The sequence below is a fragment of the Streptomyces sp. NPDC059008 genome (genome assembly GCF_042749045.1).
Classification (GTDB): Bacteria; Actinomycetota; Actinomycetes; order Streptomycetales; family Streptomycetaceae; genus Streptomyces.
The window spans coordinates 104,717-129,520 of sequence record NZ_JBHYJC010000014.1 but is presented as its reverse complement, the minus strand read 5'-3'; the positions used below and the strand labels follow the sequence as shown (position 1 = coordinate 129,520).

Sequence of the window (24,804 nt, the reverse complement as noted above, 5' to 3'; positions counted from 1 at the left end):
CGTGGGGCCTCACTGCGCCCCGATCGCCTCCAGCATGTTCAGCCGGGCCGCCCGGCGGGCCGGCCACAGCGCTGCCAGCACTCCCACGACCAGCGCGATCAGCAGGAACAGTCCCAGCCTGCCCCAGGGCAGCACCATCTCGTACGTCGGGAACGACGAGCCGACCAGGCTGCCGCCGGCCCAGGCCAGGAAGATCCCCACGCCCATGCCGAGCACCGCGCCGAACAGCGAGATGACCACCGACTCCAGCCGGACCATCTGCTTGATGCCGCTGCGCGCCAGGCCGATCGCCCGCAGCATCCCGATCTCCCGGGTCCGCTCGAACACCGACATCGCCAGGGTGTTGACCACGCCGACCACCGCGATGATGACGGCCATGCCCAGCAGCCCGTAGACCATGTTCACGACGGTGTCGATCTGGCCGGCGTTCTCCTTGCGCAGGTCCTCGCGGCTCTGGACCTTCAGCAGCGGGCTGTCGCCGAGCGCGTGCCGGATGTCCTTGACCAGTGCGGGGGAGGGGTCGCCTGCGGCCTTGACCAGCAGTTCTTCGTTCTTGAACCGGAGCAGGTGCGGGTCGACCAGCGAGACGTCGCCGAAGGCCTCGCCCAGCGCCTCGTTCTCCTTGTAGACGGCGGCGACCTTCAGCCTGGTCTTCTTCTTCTCGTCGAAGCTGACGCTCACCGTGTCACCGACGTGCCAGCCGTGGTCCTTGGCGCCCTTCTCGGAGACGGCGATGGCGCCGGCGGCCCGGACGGCGTCCAGCGAACCGTGGGTGAAGGTCAGCCGGGCGACCTTGTCGATCTGGGTGAGGTCGGTGCCGCGCAGGTAGCCGAAGCCGCCTTCGCCGGGGGCGCCGTCGCCGGTGCTGAAGCCCGTGCCGCGCAGCGGGGCCATCGCCGCCACGCCCGGAACCTTCGCGACCTTCTTCGACAGGGCGGGGTCCAGGCCGACATAGGTCGAGGTCGTCACCTTGTAGTCGGCGGCCAGCCCGTTGGCGGCCATCTTGTCCATGCCCAGCTGGGCGGAGTGCCCCACGACCGTCATCCCGGTGATCAGGGTGAGCCCGATCATCAGCGCGGACCCGGTCGCCGCCGTACGGCGCGGATTGCGCAGCGCGTTCTCCTTGGCCAGCTTGCCGCCGACCCCGAACAGCCGGATGGTGACCAGGCCGGCCAGCGAGACCAGCGGACGGGACAGCAGCGGCGCCAGGATGATCACGCCGACCAGCGTCAGCATCGAGCCCAGCATGGCGATCGGCAGATCGTCACCGGACTTCAGGGTGGAGACGTAGAACATCACCGCGACGCCCAGCCCGGTGATCACCGCGCCGATGGTGTTGCGCAGGACCAGGCTGCGCATCGCGGGCGGTGCCTCGACGCTGCTCAGCGCCTCCACCGGCGCGATCTTCGCCGCCTTGCGGGACGGCAGCCAGGCGGCCAGTACGGTCACCACGACGCCCACCGCCAGCGCGGCGCCCACCGTGGACGGGCTGATGACGACCGGCCCGTCCGGGAAGCCCGCGCCGTTGGCGTCCAGCACCGCCCGCAGCCCCACCGCGATCCCGAGGCCGAGCGCGAAGCCGACGACCGAGGAGATCAGGCCGAGCAGCGCCGCCTCGGCGAGCACCGAGCGCACGACCTGCCGACGCGAGGCACCGACCGCGCGCAGCAGCGCGATCTCGCGGCTGCGCTGGGAGATCAGCATGGTGAAGGTGTTGGCGATGATGAACACCCCGACGAACAGGGCGATACCGGCGAACGTCAGCAGCGTCTTGCTCAGCGCGCTGTTCTGCTCGGCGATCATCCGGGACTGCTCGGCGGCCAGCTCGGCGCCGCTGGTCGCCTCGGCCCGGTCCTTGGGCAGCACCTCGCGGACCTTCGCGGTCAGCGCCCGCTCGTCGGTGCCGGGCGCGGCGGCCACGACCAGCTCGTCGAACTGGCCGGGGTGCAGATACAGCCGCTGCGCGGTGGCGGTGTCGAACAGCGCCAGGCTGCCGCCCGCGGTCACCTGCGGATCGTCGCTGGCCACGATGCCGACCAGCTTCTTCTTCAGCACCGGGCCGTCGGTGGCGAACCGCACGGTGTCGCCGAGCCGGACGCCGGCCGCCTTCGCGGTGCTCTCGGCCAGCGCGATCTCGCCGCCGTCGGCCGGGCCGCGGCCCTGGAGGAGCGGATAGCGGCTGTCCTTGCCGTCCTTGCCCGGCTGGTAGTTGACGGCGCGGTTCTGCCAGCCGTTGCCGACGGGCTGGTCGTCGGGGCCGGCGAGGGTGGCCTCGCCGGTGACGTTCGCGCGGACGGAGGCGACGCCGGGCAGTGCGCGGATGCGGTCCGCGATCTTGTCGTCGAGGGCGGTGGCCCGCTTGCCGTCCTTCTCCGCGTCGACGGCGTCGGGCGCGTCGGGGGCGCTGTCGGTGGCCTGGACGGAGACGGCCACGTCCTTGAGGTTCTTGGCGGAGGCGTTCTTGACGGCCTCGCCGACGCTGTCGCTGAAGATGAGGGTGCCGGCGACGAAGGCGACGCCCAGCAGCACCGCCAGCGCGGTCATCATCAATCGGGCTTTGTGCGCAAGGACGTTGCGCAGGGCAGTACGGAGCATGGTGGTGGTGTCAGTCCTGGGTCCGGTTCTCGGGATGAAGGGCCGCGCCCGGGGCACGGCGGGGGGCGCGCGGCGCCCGCGTGGGCTCGTTCGGCCCCCGGCTAGCTCGTCCGGCCCTTGGCGTCGAACAGCCGCATCCGGTCGAGGACGGCGTCCGCGGTCGGCTCGTGGAGCTCCTCGACGATCCGGCCGTCCGCGAGGAAGACCACCCGGTCCGCATAGCCGGCCGCGACCGGGTCATGGGTGACCATCACCACCGTCTGCTCCATCGCCCGCACCGACTCCCGCAGGAAGCCCAGCACCTCGGCGCCGGAGCGGGAGTCGAGGTTGCCGGTCGGCTCGTCCGCGAAGATGATCTCCGGCTGGGCGGCCAGTGCGCGGGCGACCGCGACCCGCTGCTGCTGGCCGCCGGAGAGCTGCGCCGGCCGGTGGGCGAGGCGTCCGGACAGGCCGACGGTCTCGATGACGGCGCTGAGCCACTCCCGGTCGGGCTTGCGGCCCGCGATGTCCATCGGCAGCGTGATGTTCTCCAGCGCGGAGAGCGTCGGCAGCAGGTTGAACGCCTGGAATATGAAGCCGATCTTGTCCCGGCGCAGCCGCGTCAGCTGCTTGTCGTTGAGGGACGCCAGCTCCACGTCGCCGATCCGGGCCGAGCCTGCGGAGATCGTGTCCAGGCCCGCCATGCAGTGCATCAGCGTCGACTTGCCGGAGCCGGACGGGCCCATGATGGCGGTGAACCGGGCCTTGCCGAACTCGACCGAGACGGAGTCCAGCGCCACGACACGGGTCTCCCCCTGGCCGTAGACCTTGCTCAGCTCGGTCGCGCGGGCGGCGACGCCGGCGGCGGCGCGGGTGGACGTGGGGAAGCCGGGAACGGCTGCCGCGTGGGACACGGGTACTCCTGGGAAGGGGGCGGAAGATTCGACCGTCCCATTCTTTCTGCGCAGGTCAGCGCCTACCTCAGCCAGGAGGACCGAAAGCCGCACCGGCCGGAAGTGCCATCACCGTCCTCGGCGTCATCCTCTGGGGGGACGCCACTCCGACCTGGGGCCGACGGGATCCCTCGGGGTTGCCCCGGACCCCGGGGCCGCTACTGGCCGACCCGCTTCCAGAACTCGGCCAGGATGTCGTCCACAAAGGCGCGCCCCGTCTGCCCGGACTCCTCGGTACCGCCCCCACCGCCCCAGTTGAGCGTAGCCGTCATCGACGCCTGATAGTCGGCGTGCAGCTCCTGCAGGACGTCCTGGACGTCCTCTTTGGGGAGGGAGGTGAGCTTGCCGACCGGCCGGACGTAGGCCTGCCAGCGGGTGGTGACGGCGCTGGTCAGCAGCTCGGTCAGCTTCTCGGCGCGGCCGGTGAAGCGGAGCAGCGCGGGCAGCGGCAGCGTCAGCGTCCGGGCGAGCGCCGCGGCCTGCCGGTCGTTGCCGCGCCAGGACCCGCCGGCCTCCAGCCGCTCGTACGCGGCCTGGTCCATGCCGATGGCCAGCGCCAGACCGTCCGGGGACAGGCCGTGCGCGAGGCGGTATTCGCGCAGGGTGTTCGGCGCGCCCAGCAGGTCGCCGGGCGCGCACCACAGGGCGCCGGCCAGCGCGGTCAGCTCGGGCTCGGTGGGGGCGGCCTCCCCCAATTCCCAGGACGCCACCGTCGCCGGCGATATCTGTATTCCGAAGGCGGCCCAAATTCCGTAGGCGACATGGGCGGGGGTCATGCCGAGGTTCTCGCGGAAGCGGCGGGCGGCCTCGGCGTTGAAGGGGGGCCGGCGCGGCTCTGCGGCGTGCGTGTTCACCGGCACACGGTAAGTGACGGGGTGGCTGGAAACCTATGGTGCGGATAGCCAAGGTTGAATGTCGTAGGAAGCTACTAACTGGACGGTTTTACCCGGTCGGCGGAGTTCCCTTTGCCGGCATCCGGCCGCTCACCAGCGCCGTCGAGGCCACGGAAGTTTCACCGGCCTTCACTAGCCCTTCACCGCCCCGCCGAGCGCGAAGCCGCCTCCCAACCGACGCGAAATAAGGATGTACAGCAGCACGACCGGTGTCGAGTAAAGGATCGAAAATGCCGCGAGTTCACCGAAGGCGATGGCGCCGTAATTACCGAAGAAATTGAAGATGCTCACCGAAGCGGGCAGTTGCTCGGGCGAGAGCAGCAGCATGAAGGGCACGAAGAAATTGCCCCACATCATGATGAAGGTGTAGATCGCGACGACGCCGAGACCGGGCCCCATCAGCGGCAGGATCACCCGCAGCAGCGTCTGCGGCCAGGAGGCGCCGTCCGTCCACGCCGCCTCCTCCAGGACCTTCGGGACCCCGTCCATGAAGTTCTTCATCAGCCAGATGGCGAACGGCAGTTGGGCGGCGGCCAGGAACAGCGCGGTGCCGTAGCGGGTGTCGATCAGGTCGACCTGCACGAACAGCCCGTAGACCGGGACCATCACCGCGGTGATCGGCAGACAGGTCGCGAACAGGATCGTCAGCAGGTACGGGCGGGCGAAGCGCGAGCGGTAGCGGGACAGCGGATAGGCCGCCAGCGCCGCGCAGACCACCGTGAGCAGCGTGGCGCCGCCGCAGATCAGCAGGCTGTTGAGCATCGGGGTGAAGGTGATCTCGTCGGTCAGCACCGCCGAGAAGTTCGCCGTCGTCGGGGACTGGGGAACCCGCACCCGCAGCGTCGCCTCCGCGTCCAGCGACGACAGCACCAGCCAGACCAGCGGCACGGCGAAGGCCGCCGCCGCGGTGAGCGCCGCGGCGTCGGCGGCGATCCGGTGGCGGACCCGGCGGGGCAGCGGCACGGCTTTAGACCTCCTCGCGCAGCAGGCGAAGATAGACCACCGAGAACAACCCGCCCACCAGCAGCAACAGCAGCGCCACCGCGGTGCCGTAGCCGATCAGCGACTTCATGAACGCCTGGTCGTACATGAACACCGGGAGCGTCTGGCTGCGGCCTCCGGGACCGCCCCGCGTCATCGCCCAGATGAGGCCGAAGACGGAGAGCGTCTGCAGGGTGTTGAGCATCAGATTGGTGCCGATGGAGCGGCGGATCATCGGCAGCGTGATGTGCCACAGCCGCCGCAGCCCGCCCGCGCCGTCGACCTCGGCGGACTCGGTGACCTCCCGGGGGATCCCGGAGAGCGCCGCGGAGTAGATCAGCATCGAGAACGCCGTACCGCGCCAGACGTTGGCGAACGACACGGCCAGGACGGGCAGCGTGAACAGCCAGTTCTGGGCGGGCAGATGGAGCCACTCCAGCAGGGCGTTGAGGGTGCCGCGCCGCTCGAAGAAGGTGTAGAGCAAGAAGCCCACGACGATCTCCGGGAGCACCCAGGCGGTGATCACCATCGCGCCGGTCAGCGACCGTACGGGCCGCGAGGCGCGGCGCAGCAGGCCGGCCAGCGCCAGCCCCAGGGTGTTCTGCCCGAGGATCGAGGAGAGCACGGTGAAGACCAGGGTGAGCGCGACCGCGTTGCGGAACGCCGGATCGCCCACGGCGCGGCGGAAGTTGGCCAGCCCGACGAAGGATGCCGACTCCTGGCCGGTCAGCTGGGTGTCGGTGAAGGCGATCCAGGCGCAGTAGCCGATCGGGCCGGCGAGGAAGAGCAGCAGCAGGACGGTGGCGGGGACGATCGGGGACCACCGCAGCAGCCGGCCGCGCACCGGGACGGCACGAGGCGTACGGGCGGCGGCCGGGCCCCGCGCGGCGGCGCCGGCCGTCATGGCTTGGCGACCGTCCGGCCGTCCACGAGGGACCCGAGCGCCTGGTCGTAGTCCTTGGCGGCCTTCTCCGGCGAGGAGTCGTCGGCGGTGACCGCCTCCATCGCCTCACCGATCGCCGCGGCGACCTTCGGGTAGGCGGGCAGCGCCGGCCGGTAGCGGCTGATCTCGACCAGGCCGGTGAAGAAGCCGATGCCGGGCACGGACCTCAGATACCGCGGATCGGCCGCGACGTCCTTGCGGACCGCGATCTGCGCGCCGCGTACGCACCACTCCAGCGCGTTGGCCCTCGTCTGGAAGGTTTTGATCAACTTCCAGGCCAGCTCGGGCCGCTGGGCCTTCCGCGGCACCGACCACGTCCAGCCGCCGGCCAGGCTGACCTTGCCGGGCGGGGCGCCGTGCTGGGTGGGGAACGGCGCCTGGCCGAGCGTGGTCGACCACTCGGGCCAGGGATTGCCGCCGCCCGTCTTCTGCCACTGCTGGCCCAGCCAGGAGCCGTCGAGGTCGATCGCGAGCTTCTCCTCGGGCAGCAGCTCGGCGGCCACGTTCGTCTGGATGTTGGGGCTGAGGGCGTCGGAGACCTCCGGCCCGAGCCCCTCCTTGTAGACCGTGTCGATGAAGGTCAGGCTGTCCTTGAAGCCCTTGGTGCCGGTGACCCACTTCTTGCTCGCCGGGTCGTAGAGCTGGTGCTCGCCGGTGCCGTACAGCAGCATCTCGAAGCCCTGCATCACGGCGGCCTCGCCCGCGCCCTTGCCGGTGAAGACGTTCAGCGGGACGACCCCGGGGACCTCGCGTTTGACGGTCCGGGCGGCGTCCAGCACCTCGGCCCAGTTCCTCGGCCGCCAGTCGGCGGGCAGTCCGGCCTTCTTGAAGATCTTCTTGTTGAACCACAGCCCGCGGGTGTCCGTACCGTCCGGGACGCCGTAGGTCTTGCCGTCCTGGCCCCTGGCCGCGGCCTTCGCGGCCGGCTGGAACTGCCGCCAGTCGTCCCAGTCGTCGAGGTAGGGGTCCAGCGGCCGCAGCAGCCCCGCCTTGATGTCGGAGTTGACCAGGAAGGTGTCCTCGTAGACCAGGTCCGGCGCGGTCCTCGGGGAGCGCATCATCTGCTGGATCTTGGTGTAGTAGTCGTTCTCCGACGCCTGGATGGGGATGAGCCGGACCTTCTTGCCGGGGTTGGCCTGCTCGAACTGCCGGGCCACCAGGCGGATGTAGTCGTCCCGGACGGTGACCTTGGCGTTGGTGTCCTTGATGAAGGCGACCTTGACGGTGTCGCCGTCGCTCCCGGACCCGCCGCCGCAGGCGGTGAGCGTACCGGCGGCCACGACGGCGGCGGCGAGCAGAATCTGCGGGGCGGTGGGGCGCACGGCACGACCTCCAGCGACGAACCACGGTCAACGGCGACGGTCAACTGGCCACGGTGTACTGCCAGCTGAAAGTAAGTCACCGATCACAGTGGGTCAATGCCCCGACCAGCGGTAGCGCAATTCGGGGCGGCCGACCTGGCCGTACTGCGGGGCGCGGGCGGCCCGGCCGCTCTCCACGAGGTGTTCGAGGTAGCGGCGCGCGGTGATCCGGGAGATGCCCACGTCGGCGGCCGTCTCGGTCGCCGTCAGCCCGCCGCCGGAGGCCCGCAGCACATCGGTCACCGCCCGCAGGGTGGCCGCGGTCAGGCCCTTGGGCAGTGCGGCCGGGCGCGGTGCGCGCAGCGCGGCGATCGCCCGGTCCACCTCGTCCTGACCGCTGGCCTCGCCGGTCGTGGCGCGGAACTCCGCGTAGCGGGTGAGCCGGTCGCGCAGGGTGGAGAAGGTGAACGGCTTGAGCACGTACTGCACCACGCCCAGCGAGACGCCCTCGCGCACCATGGCCAGATCGCGGGCCGAGGTGACCGCGATGATGTCGGCGGTGTGCCCGGCCGCCCGCAGCGTACGCACCAGCTGCAGACCGTGGCCGTCGGGCAGGTACAGGTCCAGCAGCAGCAGGTCGACGGCGTGCTGGTCGAGGTGGCGACGGGCGTCGCCCATGGAGTGCACGGTGCCCGAGACGGTGAAGCCGGGCACCCGCCCCACGTACAGGGCGTGCGCGGCGGCGGCCACCGGGTCGTCCTCGACGACCAGGACCCGGATGTCACAGGGGCTCACCGGGCACATCCTCTCGCGGCCGGACCGTCCTGGCCCGTCGGTCCGCTCATGTCGTGGCCTTGGTCCGCAGCGGCAGCCGTACGGTGAACCGCGCGCCGCCTTCCGGTGCGCGGTCCAGCGCGATGGTGCCGCCGTTGCGCCGTACCGCCTGCTGGACCAGGGCCAGGCCCAGGCCGTGGCCGTGCCCGGGGCCCCGGTCGGGCGCGGGGGCCGGCTGCTTGGTGGTCCAGCCGCGCCGGAAGATCTCCTCGGCGTCGTCCGCGGCCACCCCGGGCCCGTTGTCCGCCACCGTCAGCAGTAGCTCGCCGCCGGTCGCCCGCGCGGTGACCCGCACCCGCGGCGGCACCGCGGCGCCGTGTCCCGGCGTCGGGGCGGCGGCGTCGATGGCGTTGTCGAGGAGGTTGCCCAGTACCGTCACCAGATCGCGGGCCGGCAGGCCGGGCGGCAGCAGCCCGTCGTCGATCCGGCTGTCGGGCGTCAGCGCCAGCTCGACGCCGCGCTCGTTGGCCTGCGCCGCCTTGCCGAGCAGCAGCGCGGCGAGCACCGGCTCGGCGACCGCGCCGACGACCTGGTCGGTCAGCGCCTGCGCCAGCTCCAGCTCCGCGGTGGCGAACTCCACGGCCTCCTCCGCCCGCCCCAGCTCGATCAGCGAGACCACCGCGTGCAGCCGGTTGGCCGCCTCGTGGGCCTGTGAGCGCAGCGCCTCGGCGAAGCCGCGTACCGAGTCCAACTCGCCCGACAACGCCTGGAGTTCGGTGTGATCGCGCAGGGTCACGACGCTGCCGCGCTGCTCGCCGCCGGAGATCGGGGAGGAGTTGACCACCAGCACCCGCTCGCCGGTCAGATGCAGCTCGTCGACCCGCGGGCCGGGCGAGTGCAGCGCCTCGGCCAGCGGCTGCGGCAGCCCCAGCTCGGTGACCGGCCGACCCACCGCGTCCCCCGGCAGCCCCAGCAGCTCCCGTCCGCCGTCGTTGATCAGGGCGACCCTGCGCTGCCCGTCGAGCATCAGCAGCCCCTCGCGCACGGCGTGCAGCGCGGCCTGGTGGTAGTCGTGCATCCGGCTCAGCTCCTGGGCGTTCATCCCGTGCGTGTGCCGCCGCAGCCGGGCGTTGATCACATACGTTCCCGCGCCGCCGAGCGCCAGCGCCGCGGCCGCCACCCCGACCAGCGCCAGGACCTGGTCGCGCAGCTGCTCGCTGATCGTCTCGATGGTGATCCCCGAGCTGACCAGCGCGGTGATCTTCCCGCCGCGCCGCGGGTCGTGGACCGGCGCGACGACCCGCACGGACGGGCCGAGCACGCCCATGTGCGTCTCGGGGAAGATCTCGCCGCGCAGTGCCGGGCCGATGTGCCCCAGGTACTTCCCGCCGATCGCGGACGGCTCCGGGTGCGTCCAGCGGGTGCCGTCCGGCGCCATCACCACCACGAAGTCGACGCCCGCATCGCGCCGCAGCCGTTCGGCGTACGGCTGGAGCGCCGCGGTGGGGTCCTTGGTGCGGGCCGCCGCGACGACGGCCGGGGAGTCGGCGACGGCGGTGGCGGCCGCGGTCGCCTGCCGTCGCGCGGTCTCCTCCGCCTGCCGGCCGGCGCTGACGTACGCGAAGACGGCGCAGCCCACGACGACCGCCGCCACCAGCACGACCTGCATCGCGAAGAGCTGCCCGGCGAGGCTGCGGGGGCCGCGCAGCCGGCGGGGCGGCCGGGGTCGGGGGAGTCGCATACAGAACAGTCTGCCCGGTCACTTTTACGTGAACGAAATGCACGTAAGGGTGACGGGCGCCACACGGGCGTGCATAGTCGCCGGGACTTGTTGTGCGCCGGAGCCTCCCCCAGTGCCTGAACGGCCTGGGGGCCCGGACCGGGCGCAGAGCCGTAGACGAGGAGGCAGCCGTGGCTGCACAGACCCCGCCGTCCGGGGGCACCACCGAGGACAGAGCGCCGGCCAAGCGGGACCGGACCCACTTCCTCTACATCGCCGTCATCGGGGCGGTGCTGCTCGGCATCATCGTGGGCTTCGCCGCCCCCGGTGTGGCCGTCCAGCTCAAGCCGCTCGGCACCGGCTTCGTGAACCTGATCAAGATGATGATCTCGCCGGTCATCTTCTGCACCATCGTGCTGGGCGTCGGCTCGGTGCGTAAGGCCGCCAAGGTCGGCGCGGTGGGCGGGCTGGCCCTCGGCTACTTCATGGTGATGTCCACCGTGGCGCTCGCCATCGGCCTGGTCGTCGGCAACATCCTGCAGCCCGGTTCCGGGCTGCAGCTGACCGAGACCGTGCGGCACGCGGGCCAGGCGCAGACCGAGGGCGGCGGCGAGTCGCTCCCCGACTTCCTGCTCGGCATGATCCCCAAGACGCTGGTCTCCGCCTTCACCCAGGGCGAGGTGCTGCAGACGCTGCTGGTGGCGCTGCTGGTCGGCTTCGCCCTGCAGGCGCTGGGCTCGGCGGGCGAGCCGGTGCTGCGCGGCATCGGGCACATCCAGAAGCTGGTCTTCCGGGTACTGGCCATGATCATGTGGGTGGCGCCGGTGGGTGCCTTCGGCGCCATCGCGGCGGTGGTCGGCGAGACCGGCCTGGACGCGCTGAAGTCCCTGGTCATCATCATGGTCGGCTTCTACGTCACCTGTCTGCTGTTCGTGCTCGTGGTGCTCGGCACGCTGCTCCGGCTGGTCGCCGGGATCAACATCTTCATCCTGCTGAAGTACCTCGCCCGCGAGTTCCTGCTGATCCTCTCCACCTCCTCCTCGGAGTCCGCGCTGCCCCGCCTCATCGCCAAGATGGAGCACCTGGGCGTCAGCAAGCCGGTGGTCGGCATCACCGTCCCGACCGGCTACAGCTTCAACCTCGACGGCACCGCCATCTACCTGACGATGTCCTCGCTGTTCGTGGCCGAGGCGATGGGCAAGCCGCTCTCGCTCGGCCAGCAGATCTCGCTGCTGGTCTTCATGATCATCGCGTCGAAGGGCGCGGCCGGGGTCACCGGCGCGGGCCTGGCCACGCTCGCCGGCGGCCTGCAGTCGCACCGCCCCGAACTGGTCGACGGCGTCGGCCTGATCGTCGGCATCGACCGCTTCATGAGCGAGGCGCGCGCCCTGACCAACTTCGCGGGCAACGCGGTGGCCACCGTCCTGGTCGGCACCTGGACCAAGGAGATCGACAAGGCCAGGGCGGCCGAGGTGCTGGCCGGCCGGATCCCGTTCGACGAGAAGACGCTGGTCGACGACGCCCACGCCGAGCCGCTCGCCCCGGAGGTCGTCGAGCCGCGCGACGGCGGCGCGAAGGAGTCCGCCAAGGTCTGAGCCACACCACGCAGGAGGGGAGAGGGGGCGGGCGCCGCACAGGGCGCCCGCCCCTTCGCGATCCGCGGTCCGGCGCTCAGGCCGGCGTGAACCAGACCGTCGCCAGCGGGGGGAGGACGGTCGTGACGGAGGAGCCGCGACCGTTCCAGGGGGTGGGCTCGGTCTTGAGGAGGTCGGGGTTGGCGACGCCGCTGCCGCCGTAGCGCGGGTCGTCGGTGTTGAGGACCTCGCGCCAGGCGGGGATGTCGTCGGGGACCCCGAGCCGGTAGGCGTGGCGCACGACGGGGGAGAAGTTGCTGACCGAGATCAGGGGGGAGCCGTCGGCGGCGAAGCGCAGGAAGGAGAAGACGTTGTCCTCGCTCGCGTCGCCGTCGATCCAGCGGAAGCCGGCCGGATCGGTGTCGCGCTCCCACAGGGCGGGGGCGGCCGCGTACCGGCGGTTGAGGTCGCGGACGAGGTCGCGTACGCCCCGGTGGTCCGGCTCCGCCTCGTAGGAGGAGTCGAGCAGCCACCAGTCCGGGCCGTGGCTCTCCGCCCACTCCGCGCCCTGCGCGAACTCCTGCCCCATGAAGAGAAGTTGCTTGCCCGGGTGGGCCCACATGAAGCCGAGGTAGGCCCGGTGGTTGGCCCGCTGCTGCCACCAGTCGCCGGGCATCTTCGACACCAGTGCCCGCTTGCCGTGCACGACCTCGTCATGGGAGATCGGCAGCACATAGTTCTCGGAGTAGGCGTAGATCATGGAGAAGGTCATCTCGCCGTGGTGGTACTTGCGGTGCACCGGCTCCTTGGAGACATAGCCGAGCGAGTCGTGCATCCAGCCCATGTTCCACTTCAGGCCGAAGCCGAGGCCGCCGAAGCCGCCGGGCCCGACGTGGTGTGTGGCGCGGGTGACGCCGTCCCAGGCCGTGGACTCCTCGGCGATGGTGACGACTCCGGGGCAGCGGCGGTAGACCGTCGCGTTCATCTCCTGGAGGAAGGCCACCGCGTCGAGGTCCTCCCGGCCGCCGTGGACGTTGGGCGTCCAGCCGCCGTCCTCGCGCGAGTAGTCGAGGTAGAGCATCGAGGCCACGGCGTCCACCCGCAGTCCGTCGATATGGAACTCCTCGCACCAGTACACCGCGTTGGCGACCAGGAAGTTGCGGACCTCGGTGCGGCCGTAGTCGAACTCCAGGGTGCCCCAGTCCGGGTGCGCGGCGCGGGCCGGGTCCTGGTGCTCGTAGAGCGGGCGGCCGTCGAACTCCGCCAGCGCCCAGTCGTCGCGCGGGAAGTGGGCCGGCACCCAGTCCATCAGGACGCCGATCCCGGCCCGGTGCAGCGCGTCGATCAGGAACCGGAAGTCGTCGGGCGTGCCCATCCGGGCGGTCGGCGCGTAGAACCCGGTCACCTGGTAGCCCCAGGAACCGCCGAAGGGGTGCTCGGACACCGGCATGAACTCGACGTGGGTGAACCCCAAGTCCTTGACGTACACCGGAAGTTGATCGGCGAGCTGGCGGTAGGTGAGGCCGGGCCGCCAGGAGGGCAGATGCACCTCGTAGACGGAGAACGGCGCCTGGTGCACCGGCCGCCTGCCGCGTCGGGCCATCCACTCGGCGTCCTGCCAGCGAAAGCGCGACGCGTCCACCACCGAGGCGGTCGCGGGCGGGCACTCGGTCCGCCGGGCCATCGGGTCGGCGCGCACGGTCCGGGAGCCGTCCGGCCGGGTGATCTCGAACTTGTACAGCTCGCCGGCGCCGATCCCGGGCAGGAAGAGCTCCCAGACACCGGAGGAGCCCAGCGACCGCATCGGGCCGGCGGTGCCGTCCCAGTAGTTGAAGTCGCCGACGACCCGGACGCCCCGGGCGTTGGGCGCCCAGAGGGTGAAGCGGGTGCCGGTCACGCCCTGGTGCTCCATGGTCCGCGCGCCGAGCGCCTGCCACAGCTGCTCGTGCCGGCCCTCGCTGAACAGGTGCAGGTCCAGCTCGCCGAGCGCGGGCAGGAAGCGGTAGGGGTCGGGGACGGTCAGGGCGTGTTCGCCGTAGTCGACCAGCAGCTCGTACTCCGGGGCGGTGCGCAGCGGCAGCACCCCGGCGAACAGGCCGTCGCCCTCGGAGGGCAGCTCGGCGCGCAGCCCCTTCGCCACGACGGTGACGCTCCGGGCGTGCGGCCGCAGGGCGCGGACGAGCAGCCCGCCGCGTACGGGGTGCGCGCCGAGCAGCGCGTGCGGGTCGTGGTGCGCGCCGCCCAGCAGCCGGGCGCGGTCCTCCTCGGGCAGCGGGGCGGCGGGCCGCACCCCGTGCGTGCCGGCCGGCGGCTCGGTGTCGCGGGCGCGGGCGCGGGAGCGGGCCGCGGGCCCGGCGGTCGGCCCGGTCGCCGCGGCCTGTTTGGTGCGCGCGGGGGCGGAAGGGGTACGGCCGGACGGCGGCGGTCCGGTGGCGGGAGACGGGCGGGCGGTCACGAGTGGAGCCTCCTCGGGGTGGTGGCGGGCGACGGGCGGGCGGATCACGGCGAGTCGTACGGGTGGGCCCCCACGGCCGGCTCCCCGCCCGCCGCCAGCCGCCGGACGGCGGCCATCGGGACGGCCAGCCAGTCGGGCCGGTGGCGGGCCTCGTAGAGCACCTCGTAGACGGCCTTGTCGGTCTCGTAGGCGCGCATCAGTTCGGGCGCGGAGCGCGGATCGAGCCCACCGGCCTCGGCGTAGCCCCGGCAGAAGGCGGCACGGGTGCGCCGCGCCCACTCCAGCGCCCAGGGGTCCCCGCCGGCCGGCCCGCCGCGCGCCGCGTAGTCGAAGGAGCGCAGCATCGCCGCGACATCGCGCACCGCCGGCTGCGGCCGTCGCCGCTCGGCCAGCGGGCGGGCCGGTTCGCCCTCGAAGTCGATCAGCGACCAGCGGCCCTCGTCGGCGGAGCGCAGGGTCTGCCCCAGGTGCAGATCGCCGTGGATGCGCTGGGCGGCCCAGCCGCGGCCGTCCCGGCCCATCGCGGCCAGCGCGTCGAAGGCGGTGCGCAGCCGGGTGCGGTAGGGCTGCAGCACGGGCACGGCGCGGGCGGTGGCCTCCAGCCGCTCGATCATCTGGGCCGCGATCACCTCCAGCTGCGGGCGGTGCAGCTCGGTGGTCGGCAGCGTCTGGGCGAGCGCGGTGTGCACCTCCGCGGTGGCGTGCCCGAGCGCCCGCGCCGAGCCGGTGAAGTCGGCGCGTACGGCCAGCGCGCCCCGGGCCAGCTGCCAGCCGTCCGCCGACCCCGGCAGGAACGGCTGGAGCACGCCCAGCGTCGTCGCCTCGCCGCTCTCCTCGGGGGTCGCCGACTCGAACCACGCGGCGGGCGCCGGTACCCGCGCGCACTTGGCGTCCGCCAGCGCTCGCGGCAGCTCCAGATCCGGGTTGACGCCCGGCTCGACCCGCCGGAAGACCTTCAGGATGAACGAATCGCCAAAGACGATGGAGGAGTTGGACTGCTCGACGGCGATCGGCCGGGCCGGCAGTCCGGTGGGGATGTCCACCCGCGGCTCGCGGCAGAACCGCAGCCCGCCGAGCCGCCCCGGTACCCGCAGCCGCTCCAGCAGCAGCCCGCACAGCCGGTTGTCCAGCAGCGCGTCGTAGACCGTACGGCCGCGCAGCGGACCGCCCCCCGGCCGGCCGATCACCGCCGGTGCCAGCTGCGGTGCCGGCGCCGGATGCACCCCCAGCAGGAGCTGGTAGCAGTCGCCGCCGGCCGGTGTGCGGCTCGGCGGGGCGCTCTGCTGGGCACGCACGAGCAGCTGCAGCAGCCCCGGAGTGGTGCCCGCGCCGGTGCACGGCAGCAGCTCGGTGGCCGAGAGCAGCGTGAACCCGGTCAGCGGCCGCCCCTTGCCGGCGAACCAGCGCTGGCGCGGCACCCACTCGGCGAGCAGCGGGGCCAGCGAGGACAGCAGATCGGGGGCGGTCACGAGCGGGCGGCGGTCAGGGGTGTTACGGGTGGCACGGGTCGGGGCGGTGTCCGACATGGCGTCGCGTCCTTTCCCCGGGCACACGACAGGTAGGGCAAAGTGTCCCGGAATGCGGCCTTCACTATGCGGTGGCGCGGTGGCGGTACCCCCGTACGGAGGCGGTGCGGGTCCCCCCGAAGGGAGCGGCTTGGGGAGTGTCTTCGGCGTGCGCGCTTCCGCCGTGCGGCGGTCACCCTCCCGAGCCGGGGGGACCGGCGATGGTTCGCCCGGCCGTGCGGTAGTAGGGAGACTGCCCGAGCGAAAGGTCGAAAAACGCCCGTACGCGCCATGCGGCCGCGTACGGGCGGGATGCTCGGCGCCCGTGCCCGGTCAGGGCCCGGGTACTAGGCGGAGTTCTTGCGCAGTCGGAACCAGTAGAAGCCGTGGCCCGCCAGCGTCAGCAGGTACGGCAGCTCCCCGATGGCCGGGAAGCGGACGCCGCCGATGAGCTCCACCGGATGCCGACCGCTGAACGAGCGCAGGTCCAGCTCCGTCGGCTGGGCGAACCGCGAGAAGTTGTGCACGCACAGCACCAGGTCGTCGTCCGCGCCGCCGGTGCCCGGCGACTCCCGCAGGAAGGCCAGCACCGCCGGATTGGTGGAGGACAGCTCGGTGTAGCTGCCGAGCCCGAACGCCGGGTTCTGCTTGCGGATCTCGATCATCCGGCGGGTCCAGTGCAGCAGCGAGGAGGGGGAACTCATCGCCGCCTCGACATTGGTGACCTGGTAGCCGTAGACCGGGTCCATGATGGTCGGCAGGAAGAGCCGGCCGGGGTCGCAGGAGGAGAACCCGGCGTTGCGGTCGGGCGTCCACTGCATCGGGGTGCGTACCGCGTCGCGGTCGCCGAGCCAGATGTTGTCGCCCATGCCGATCTCGTCGCCGTAGTAGAGGATCGGCGAGCCGGGCAGCGACAGCAGCAGGGCGGTGAAGAGCTCGATCTGGTTGCGGTCGTTGTCGAGCAGCGGGGCCAGTCGCCGGCGGATGCCGATGTTGGCGCGCATCCGCGGGTCCTTGGCGTACTCCGCGTACATGTAGTCGCGCTCTTCGTCCGTGACCATTTCCAGGGTCAGCTCGTCGTGGTTGCGCAGGAAGACGCCCCACTGGCAGCCGGACGGGATCGCCGGGGTCTTGGCGAGGATCTCCGACACCGGGTAGCGCGACTCGCGGCGCACCGCCATGAAGATGCGCGGCATGACCGGGAAGTGGAAGGCCATGTGGCACTCGTCGCCGCCGACGGCGTAGTCGCCGAAGTAGTCGACGACGTCCTCCGGCCACTGGTTGGCCTCGGCCAGCAGCACAGTGTCCGGGTAGTGCGCGTCGATCTCGGCCCGGACCCGCTTGAGGAAGGCGTGCGAGGCGGGCAGGTTCTCGCAGTTGGTGCCCTCCTCCGCGTAGAGGTACGGCACCGCGTCCAGCCGGAAACCGTCGATGCCCAGGTCCAGCCAGAACCGCAGGGCGGAGATCATCTCCTCCTGGACCGCCGGGTTCTCGTAGTTGAGGTCCGGCTGGTGGGAGAAGAACCGGTGCCAGTAGTACTGCTTGCGGACCGGGTCGAAGGTCCAGTTGGAGGCCTCGGTGTCGACGAAGATGATCCGCGCGTCGGCGTACTGCTTGTCGTCGTCCGCCCAGACGTAGTAGTCGCCGTACGGGCCTTCCGGGTCGGCGCGCGACTCCTGGAACCACGGGTGCTGATCGCTGGTGTGGTTCATCACCATGTCGATGATGACCCGCATGCCGCGGTGGTGCGCGGCGTCCACGAACTCGACGAAGTCCGCCAGGTCGCCGAACTCCGGGAGCACCGCGGTGTAGTCGGCGACGTCGTAACCGCCGTCCCGCAGCGGGGATTTGAAGAACGGCGGGAGCCAGAGACAGTCCACCCCCAGCCACTGCAGATAGTCGAGCTTGGCGGTGAGGCCCTTGAGGTCGCCGATGCCGTCGCCGTTGCTGTCCTGGAACGAGCGCACCAGGACTTCGTAGAAGACGGCCCGTTTGAACCAGTCGGGATCGCGGTCCTTCGCCGGGGTGTCCTCGAACGTGTCGGGGACTGGCTCATTGACGATCAATTGGGTGACCCTCCGATCGGTGAGGACGGTCGCAGCGACAGCACATGGGCGGGCGCCGGTGAGCGGCCCGGCTCCAGGCGCACATAGTTGTCCCTGCCCCAGTGGTAGGTATCGCCGGTGAGCTCGTCGCGCACCGGGAAGGACTCGTGCCGGCCGAGGCCGAGTTCCGGCATGTCCAACGACACCGTCGCCTCGTGGGTGTGGTGCGGGTCGAGGTTGACCACCGTGAGCACCGTGTCGGACCCCTCGCCGTGCCCGGCGCGTTTGGAGAACGCCAGCACGGCCTCGTTGTCGACCTGGTGGAAGCGCAGATTGCGCAGCTGCTGCAGGGCAGGGTGCCGGCGGCGGATGCGGTTGAGCGCGGTGATCAGCGGGGCGATGGTGCGCCCCTGCTTCGCCGCCGCATCCCAGTCGCGCGGCCTGAGTTGGTACTTCTCCGAGTCGCGGTACTCCTCGCTGCCGGGGCGTACCGGCGTCGACTCGCAGAGCTCGTATCCGGCGTAGACGCCCCAGGTGGGGGACAGGGTGGCGGCCAGCACGGCACGGATCTCGAAGGCGGGGCGGCCGCCTTGCTGGAGGTAGGCGTGGAGGATGTCCGGGGTGTTCACGAAGAAGTTGGGCCGCAGATAGGCGGCGGACTCGCCGGACAGCTCGGTGAGGTAGTCGGTCAGCTCCTGCTTGGTGTTGCGCCAGGTGAAGTACGTGTAGGACTGCTGGAAGCCGACCTGGGCGAGGGTGTGCAGCATGGCCGGGCGGGTGAACGCCTCGGCGAGGAAGAGCACGTCCGGGTCGGTGCGGTTGATCTCGCCGATCACCTTCTCCCAGAACGCCACGGGTTTGGTGTGCGGATTGTCCACCCGGAAGATCCGTACGCCCTTGGCCATCCAGAAGCGCAGCAGCCGCTGGGTCTCGCGGACGATCCCGCGGAAGTCGGCGTCGAAGGCGACGGGGTAGATGTCCTGGTACTTCTTCGGTGGGTTCTCGGCGTAGGCGATCGAGCCGTCCGGGCGGTGGTGGAACCACTGCGGGTGCAGGGTGACCCAGGGGTGGTCGGGGGAGCACTGCAGCGCGAAGTCCAGGGCCACCTCCATCCGCAGGTCGCGGGCCGTCCGCACGAAGTGCTCGAAGTCCTCGAAGGTGCCCAGGTCCGGGTGGAGGGCGTCGTGGCCGCCGGCCGCCGAGCCGATGGCCCAGGGGGAGCCGACGTCGTCCGGGCCGGCCGAAAGGGCGTTGTTGGGGCCCTTGCGGAAGGAGGTGCCGATGGGGTGGACGGGCGGGAGGTAGACCACGTCGAAGCCCATCGCGGCGACCGCCGGCAGCCGTTCGGCGGCGGTGCGCAGGGTGCCGCCGACGGCCGTGCCGGCCGGGGTGACGACGGCGCCCTCGGAGCGCGGGAAGAGCTCGTACCACGAGCCGTACAGGGCCCGTCGGCGCTCGACGACCAGCGGCATCGGACGTGAGACGGTGAGCAGTTCGCGCAGCGGATGGCGGTCCAGCGACTCGACGACCTCGGGGGAGAGCGCCGTGGCGAGGCGGGCGGCGGCGGGCAGGTCCGGGTCGCGCAGCGCGTCGACGGCGGCCAGCACCGCCTCCCGGCCCTCGCTCTTGGGGACGTCGACGGCCGCCCGCTCGTGCAGTTCGGCGCCCTCGGCGAGCACCAGCTCGGTGTCGATACCCGCCGGGATCTTGATCGAGGCGTGCTTGCGCCAGGTGGCCAGCGGGTCGGACCAGGCCTCGACGGTGAAGGTCCAGCGGCCCTCGATGTCCGGGGTGACCTCGGTGCTCCACCGGTCGGTGCCGGGCGCCCGCTCCCGCATCGGGTTCCAGGGGCCGCAGCGGCCGGCGGGGTTGCGCAGCACCACATTCGCCGCGACCGCGTCATGGCCTTCTCGGAAGACCGTGGCGGAGACCTCGAAGGTCTCGCCCACCACGGCCTTCGCCGGGCGGCGGCCGCAATCGATCTGCGGGCGGATGTCCAGAACAGGGATGCGACCGATCATGGGCTCACCTGGGCTTGTGATGCTTTGCGGGATTTTGTCCTTTGTATCCGTTTCACGGCAGGGGAACCGGGTGCGGGCAGGTGCGCTCCAGCCCGCTTTCACTCGGCTGGCGGATGGCACGGCCGGCCGGGGTCCACTCGGTGAGCCTTCCCTCGTGCGGCGGCTCGGAAATCCGATGGAATGTGAACTACCGGTTCGTAACCACGGGTCTGCCGTGACCCGGCGGACACGCGCCCGCCCGTTCGCGGGCGGCTGCGCGGGGGCGCTGACACGGTCGGCGTTCGCCTCCTCAACTCGGTGCGATCACAGCGGAGTTGCGGTGTGCGGATGTCCGGTGTCGCGCAAGCCTCCCCCTAGGAGGGAGTACGTACAAGAGCGCATGAGGGGGTGGAATCGGCCATATCGGCGGACTCGGCGGTAGCAACGCGCGGCAGAGTGTGGGGCTAGCACTCAACTCCCAGGAGAAGATGGGGAGTTGAGTGAGAGGTTGGGGGCGGGTCGGCCGGCAGTCGCGCCCCTGGGGGTGGCCGGGTCCCGGCGGTCGGCTCCCCGGGGGTGCTGCCCGGACCCCGCCACCCGCGCCGGCACGCGCGAAGGCGGTGCCCGGAGAGACTCCGGGCACCGCCTTCGTTCTTCCGGGGTCACCTCACCCCGGGACGATCAGCGCCTGTGGGCGTACCGCGTCACTTGACGGCGACACCGGTCCAGGCGGCCTCGACACCCTTGACCTCGGCGCTGTCCTTGCCGTAGAGGTCGGTGGCGGCCTTGACGGTCGCCTCACGGGCGGCCTTGTAGTCCGTGTTCGAGGTCATGTACTCGGTCAGGGCCTTGAACCAGATCTTCTCGGCCTTGTCCCGGCCGATGCCCTCGACCTTCTTGCCGTCCGCCGTCGGGCTGTCGTACTTGACGCCGTTGATCTCCTTCGCGCCGCTGCCCTCGGACAGCAGGTAGAAGAAGTGGTTGGCGACGCCCGAGGAGTAGTGCGGGTCGAGACCACCGGTGTTGGAGTCCCAGTTGTCCTGCGACTGGCCGTCCTTGCTGGGCTTGTCCATGTAGCGCAGCGGGGAGCCGTCACCGTTGATGTCGATCTTCTCACCGATGAGGTAGTCGCCCGGGTCCTTGTCGTTCTTGGCGTAGAACTCGACCGAGGTGCCGAAGATGTCCGAGGTGCCCTCGTTGAGGCCGCCGGACTCACCGCTGTAGGTGAGGTTGGCGGTCGCGGAGGTGACACCGTGCGACATCTCGTGGGCCGCGACGTCGATGGCGGTGAGCGGCTTCTTGTTGCCCTCGCCGTCGCCGTAGGTCATGCAGAAGCAGCTGTCGTCCCAGAAGGCGTTGACGTAGCTGTCGCCGTAGTGGACGCGCGAGGAGGCACCCTTGCCGTCGCCCTTGATGCCGGCGCGACCGTGCACGGTCTTGTAGTAGTCCCAGGTCTCGGCCGCGCCGTAGTGCGCGTCGACGGCCGCGGTCTGCGGGTCGTCGGGCTTGCCGGTGCCCCACTTGTCGTCCTCGTCCGTGAAGGCCTTGCCGTCGCCGGACTCGCCGTTCTCCAGGTTGGTGGTCTTGTGGCCACCGCGCTCGCCGTCGGTCAGCGTGAAGCCGTTGCCCTCCTTGGAGGTCCCCAGCTCGACGCTGCCGCTGTACTCGCTCTCGCCCTTGCCGGTGTGGATCTCGTCGTACTGGAACAGCTTCTTGCCGGTGTTGGCGTCGGTGATGACGTGCATCCGGCTGGGGGTGCCGTCCTTCTGGACGCCCTTGACGACGGTGTCGTAGGCGAGGACGGGGCTGCCGGAGGCGGCCCAGACGACCTTCTTCGGGGACTGCGCGTCGGCCTTCTTCGCGGCGAGCGACTTCGCGGCGGTGCCCTGCGCCGACTTCGCGGCGGCCTGCGGGGCGATCTTCGCCGTGGTGGAGGCGACCTTGATGGTCTTGTCCGTCGACTTGGTCGTCGACTTGACCGCGCCGCCCTTGGCGGTGTGCACGATCAGGTCGCCGCCCAGGACCGGCAGTCCGGCGTAGGTGCGGTCGTAGCGGGTGTGCGTGGTGCCGTCGGCGTCCTTGACGACGTCCTTGACGACCAGCTTCTCCTGCGAGCCGAGACCGAGCGCCTTGGCGGTCTGCGCCTTGGTGGCGCCGGCGTCGCGCAGCAGCTCCGCGCGGTGCGAGGCGCTGAGCTGGAGAGGAGAGGCGTCCTTCTTGGCGGCCGGGGCCGGCGAGGCGCCGGCGGTGCCGACGGTGATGCCCGCGGCCAGCAGGGCGGCGGCCGCGAGGGCGCCACCGGTCACACGGGTCTTACGAGATATGCGGGGGGTCACGCGTGCTCCTTCAACTTTGCCAAGTGGTGGGGGTGCAAAGCGATGCGGGTGTGACATGCGTCGGGAAGACTGCCATTCGAACGCGTGCATGTCAGGAGTTTGTTCACAGGTTGGCTGAAATTCGTTCGTAGAGAGGTGATCGCTGTTCGCATAACGGAGTCGGGCGCCGCCCCCGGAGATCCGGGGACGACGCCCAAGGTGCCTGTATGGAAGGCGAGTTGTGGAGCGGCGCGAAACGCCTGCCCGCCTATGTCATACGAAGATGACGCCTGAGTGCTGTGGCGAGGTCAGAACGTCAGCTTCCAGCCGTTGATGTAACCGGTGTCCTGAGAGTAGACGTCCTGGACCCGCAGCTTCCAGGTGCCGCTCGCCGCCTTCGAGGAGGCGTTGACGGTGTACGTCGTCTTCACGTCGGCCGCGGAGTCGAACGCGCTGGAGTTCTTCAGCCGGTAGGCCGTGCCGTCCGGGGCGATCAGGTCGATGACCAGGTCACCGCGGTAGGTGTGGACGATGTCCACGCCGACCTTCAGCGAGCTCGGCGCGTTGCCGCTGCGGCTGACGGTGATCGGCGAGGTGACCGCCGCGCCCGCGTCCGGGATCTGCACGTCGTCGGCGTTCTCGAAGACGCTGCCGCCGCCGGCCGGGTTGACCGTCCAGGTGAAGGACGTCGTACCGGTCTTCTTCGCGGCGTCGGTGACCGTCACCGTCACACTGCCGGTGCCGGCCGTGGTCGGCGTACCGGAGATCAGACCGGTGTTCGCGTCGATCGACAGCCCGGCGGGCAGCCCGGTCGCCGTGTACGACAGCGCGCCGGCGGTCCCGCTGGTGGCCTTGATCTGCAGGCTCGCCGCCTGGCCCACGGTGCTGGTCTGGTTGCCCGGGTTGGTGACGCTCACCGCGCCGTCCGGGACGCGGGTGCCGACGTTGACCGCCGCCCAGGTGTTGGCCACGGTGTTGTACGACGCGCTGCCCTGGCCGAACAGGTCCGCCGCCGCCTTCAGGGTGGCGGTGCGGGCGCCCGCGTAGTTGGTGTTGGCGCTCATGTACTGGCTGAGCGCCTTGAACCACACCTTCTCGGCGTTGGCCCGGCCGATGCCCGGCACCGGCAGGTTGTCGAAGGTCGGGCTGTCGTAGTGGACGCCGCCGATGTCCTTCGGGCCGCTGCCCTCGGACAGCAGGTAGAAGAAGTGGTTGGCGACACCGGAGGAGTAGTGCACGTCCTTGTTGCCGACGTTGCTCGACCAGTAGTCGGCCGAGGCGCCGTCCTTGCTGGGCTTGTCCATGTAGCGCAGCGGGGAGCCGTCGCCGTTGATGTCGATCTTCTCGCCGATGAGGTAGTCACCGGGGTCGGAGGCGTTGTTGGCGTAGAACTCCACCGCCGTGCCGAAGATGTCGGAGGTCGCCTCGTTCAGACCGCCGGACTCACCGCTGTAGGTGAGGTCGGCGGTGGCGGCCGTGACACCGTGCGACATCTCGTGGCCGGCCACGTCGATCGACGTCAGCGGGTGGCTGTTGCCGCTGCCGTCGCCGTAGGTCATGCAGAAGCAGCCGTCGTCCCAGAAGGCGTTGACGTAGCTGTTGCCGTAGTGGACGCGGGAGTAGGCGCCCACGCCGTCGCCCTTGATGCCGCTGCGGCCGTGCACGTTCTTGTAGTAGTCCCAGGTCACCTGGGCGCCGTAGGCCGCGTCGACACCGGCGGTCTGGGCGTTCTGCGGCGTACCGTCGCCCCAGGTGTCGTCGGCGTCGGTGAACAGCGAACCGGTGCCCGACGAACCGTGGTTGAGGTTGTACGTCTTGTGGTTGCCGCGGGTGGGGTCGGTCATCGAGAAGTTCGGCGCCGAGCCGGATGTCCCGATGGTGACCTTGCCGCTGTACTCGCTGTTGCCGACGCCCTGTTCGATCCCCTGGTACTGGAAGATCTTGGCGCCGGTGGTGGCGTCCGTGATGACGTGCAGCTCGTTGGGCGTGCCGTCCTCCTGCAGCCCGCCGACCACGGTCTCGTAGGCCAGGACCGGCTTGCCGTCGGCGACCCAGACCACCTTGCGCGGCGCCTTGGCGGCCTCGGTCTTCTTCGAGCCCAGGGCCCGCGCGGAGGTGACGGCCTTCGCCTCGGCGGTGGCCGGCTCGATCTTCGCGGTGGTGCCCGCCACCTTGAGCTGCGAGCGGACGGCCTTGGTGACGCCCTGGAACGTGCCGCCCTTGCTCGTGTGCACCACGAGGTCGCCGCCGAGGACCGGCAGCTTGTCGTAGGTGCGCTCGTAGCGGGTGTGCACGGTGCCGTCGGCGTCCTTCGAGACGTCCTTGACGACCAGGCGCTCCTTCGCGCCGAGCTTCAGCTGCCGCGCCGTCCGGGCGGTGGTGGCGCCGGCTTCCCGTATCAGCTCCGCACGCTGGGACGGGGACAGCTTGACCGGCAGTGCGCCGGGGTCGGGTACGGCGTGCGCGGTGCCCGGCCGCGGGGCGGCCGCCGTGCCGGTACCGGCCTGTACACCGACGGCCAGCATCGCCGTGACGGCGACCAGCGCGCCGGTCGCGACGGCGCGTCTATGGGGGGTGCGTCTCACACTGACTCCTTCTGCGGTGGCCGCTACGTGACGGTGCGGCCGAGGGGGACCGGGCGGCGAACGGCCGTCCGGGCAGAGCGAGGCAGAACTCATGGAGCGTGTGGGGGGAGACGTACGCACAAAGGTGCTTGACGTACTCGTGGAACGGGGGGTGGAGCCGGCCGTCGCGAGGCGTGGTGCCGTGGG

The 24,804-nt window shown here is 71.1% G+C and carries 15 protein-coding genes; 1 reads left to right on the top strand and 14 read right to left on the bottom strand.

The genetic code is table 11. The features are described from left to right. Nucleotides 1-9 precede the first annotated feature (9 nt). From ACFWZH_RS19130 to ACFWZH_RS19095, 8 genes are all read right to left on the bottom strand, one after another. On the bottom strand, nucleotides 10-2,595 hold the full coding sequence (locus ACFWZH_RS19130; RefSeq protein ID WP_384432017.1) for an ABC transporter permease: 2,586 nt from the start codon (nucleotides 2,593-2,595) through the stop codon (nucleotides 10-12). A 101-nt stretch (nucleotides 2,596-2,696) separates the two neighbouring features. Further along, nucleotides 2,697-3,488, bottom strand: a complete 792-nt coding sequence (locus tag ACFWZH_RS19125; protein WP_384432014.1) for an ABC transporter ATP-binding protein — start codon at nucleotides 3,486-3,488, stop codon at nucleotides 2,697-2,699. Nucleotides 3,489-3,685: 197 nt separating this feature from the next. After that, the gene (locus ACFWZH_RS19120; protein ID WP_384432011.1) at nucleotides 3,686-4,387 is read right to left on the bottom strand and encodes an XRE family transcriptional regulator; all 702 of its coding nucleotides are present in this window, start codon (nucleotides 4,385-4,387) and stop codon (nucleotides 3,686-3,688) included. 165 nt (nucleotides 4,388-4,552) lie between these two features. Beyond that, the gene (locus ACFWZH_RS19115) at nucleotides 4,553-5,383 is read right to left on the bottom strand and encodes a carbohydrate ABC transporter permease (RefSeq protein WP_384432008.1); all 831 of its coding nucleotides are present in this window, start codon (nucleotides 5,381-5,383) and stop codon (nucleotides 4,553-4,555) included. 4 nt (nucleotides 5,384-5,387) lie between these two features. Further along, on the bottom strand, nucleotides 5,388-6,305 hold the full coding sequence (locus tag ACFWZH_RS19110; RefSeq protein ID WP_384432004.1) for a carbohydrate ABC transporter permease: 918 nt from the start codon (nucleotides 6,303-6,305) through the stop codon (nucleotides 5,388-5,390). After that, the gene (locus tag ACFWZH_RS19105; protein WP_384432001.1) at nucleotides 6,302-7,666 is read right to left on the bottom strand and encodes an extracellular solute-binding protein; all 1,365 of its coding nucleotides are present in this window, start codon (nucleotides 7,664-7,666) and stop codon (nucleotides 6,302-6,304) included. The genes ACFWZH_RS19110 and ACFWZH_RS19105 overlap by 4 nt, the downstream gene beginning before the upstream one ends. A gap of 93 nt (nucleotides 7,667-7,759) precedes the next feature. After that, nucleotides 7,760-8,449: a response regulator gene (locus ACFWZH_RS19100; protein WP_384431998.1), complete on the bottom strand. Its 690-nt coding sequence runs from the start codon at nucleotides 8,447-8,449 to the stop codon at nucleotides 7,760-7,762. Nucleotides 8,450-8,486: 37 nt separating this feature from the next. Beyond that, nucleotides 8,487-10,160 carry an ATP-binding protein gene (locus ACFWZH_RS19095; RefSeq protein WP_384431996.1) on the bottom strand — a complete coding sequence of 558 codons (1,674 nt, stop codon included), beginning with the start codon at nucleotides 10,158-10,160 and terminating at the stop codon, nucleotides 8,487-8,489. Between the two features lie 170 nt (nucleotides 10,161-10,330). Between ACFWZH_RS19095 and ACFWZH_RS19090 the strand changes: the two genes are divergently transcribed. Next, entirely contained in the window at nucleotides 10,331-11,734 is a 1,404-nt protein-coding gene (locus tag ACFWZH_RS19090) for a cation:dicarboxylate symporter family transporter (RefSeq protein WP_384431993.1), read from the top strand. 76 nt (nucleotides 11,735-11,810) lie between these two features. On the opposite strand, the gene glgB is transcribed toward ACFWZH_RS19090, so the two are convergent. The 6 genes from glgB to ACFWZH_RS19060 all read right to left on the bottom strand — a co-directional run bounded on the left by glgB (nucleotide 11,811) and on the right by ACFWZH_RS19060 (nucleotide 24,618). Continuing rightward, nucleotides 11,811-14,168, bottom strand: coding sequence for a 1,4-alpha-glucan branching enzyme (gene glgB / locus ACFWZH_RS19085; RefSeq protein ID WP_384431990.1), 2,358 nt, complete (start codon nucleotides 14,166-14,168; stop codon nucleotides 11,811-11,813). Nucleotides 14,169-14,212: 44 nt separating this feature from the next. Beyond that, a complete protein-coding gene (locus tag ACFWZH_RS19080; protein WP_384431988.1) occupies nucleotides 14,213-15,694 on the bottom strand; it encodes a maltokinase in 1,482 nt (493 codons plus the stop codon). 326 nt (nucleotides 15,695-16,020) lie between these two features. Beyond that, entirely contained in the window at nucleotides 16,021-17,739 is a 1,719-nt protein-coding gene (treS, locus tag ACFWZH_RS19075; RefSeq protein WP_384431986.1) for a maltose alpha-D-glucosyltransferase, read from the bottom strand. Continuing rightward, nucleotides 17,736-19,739, bottom strand: a complete 2,004-nt coding sequence (locus tag ACFWZH_RS19070; RefSeq protein ID WP_384431983.1) for a maltotransferase domain-containing protein — start codon at nucleotides 19,737-19,739, stop codon at nucleotides 17,736-17,738. The genes treS and ACFWZH_RS19070 overlap by 4 nt, the downstream gene beginning before the upstream one ends. Nucleotides 19,740-20,422: 683 nt before the next feature. Further along, the gene (locus ACFWZH_RS19065; protein WP_384431980.1) at nucleotides 20,423-22,054 is read right to left on the bottom strand and encodes a M4 family metallopeptidase; all 1,632 of its coding nucleotides are present in this window, start codon (nucleotides 22,052-22,054) and stop codon (nucleotides 20,423-20,425) included. A 287-nt stretch (nucleotides 22,055-22,341) separates the two neighbouring features. Beyond that, nucleotides 22,342-24,618, bottom strand: coding sequence for a M4 family metallopeptidase (locus ACFWZH_RS19060; protein WP_384431977.1), 2,277 nt, complete (start codon nucleotides 24,616-24,618; stop codon nucleotides 22,342-22,344). Nucleotides 24,619-24,804 lie beyond the last annotated feature (186 nt).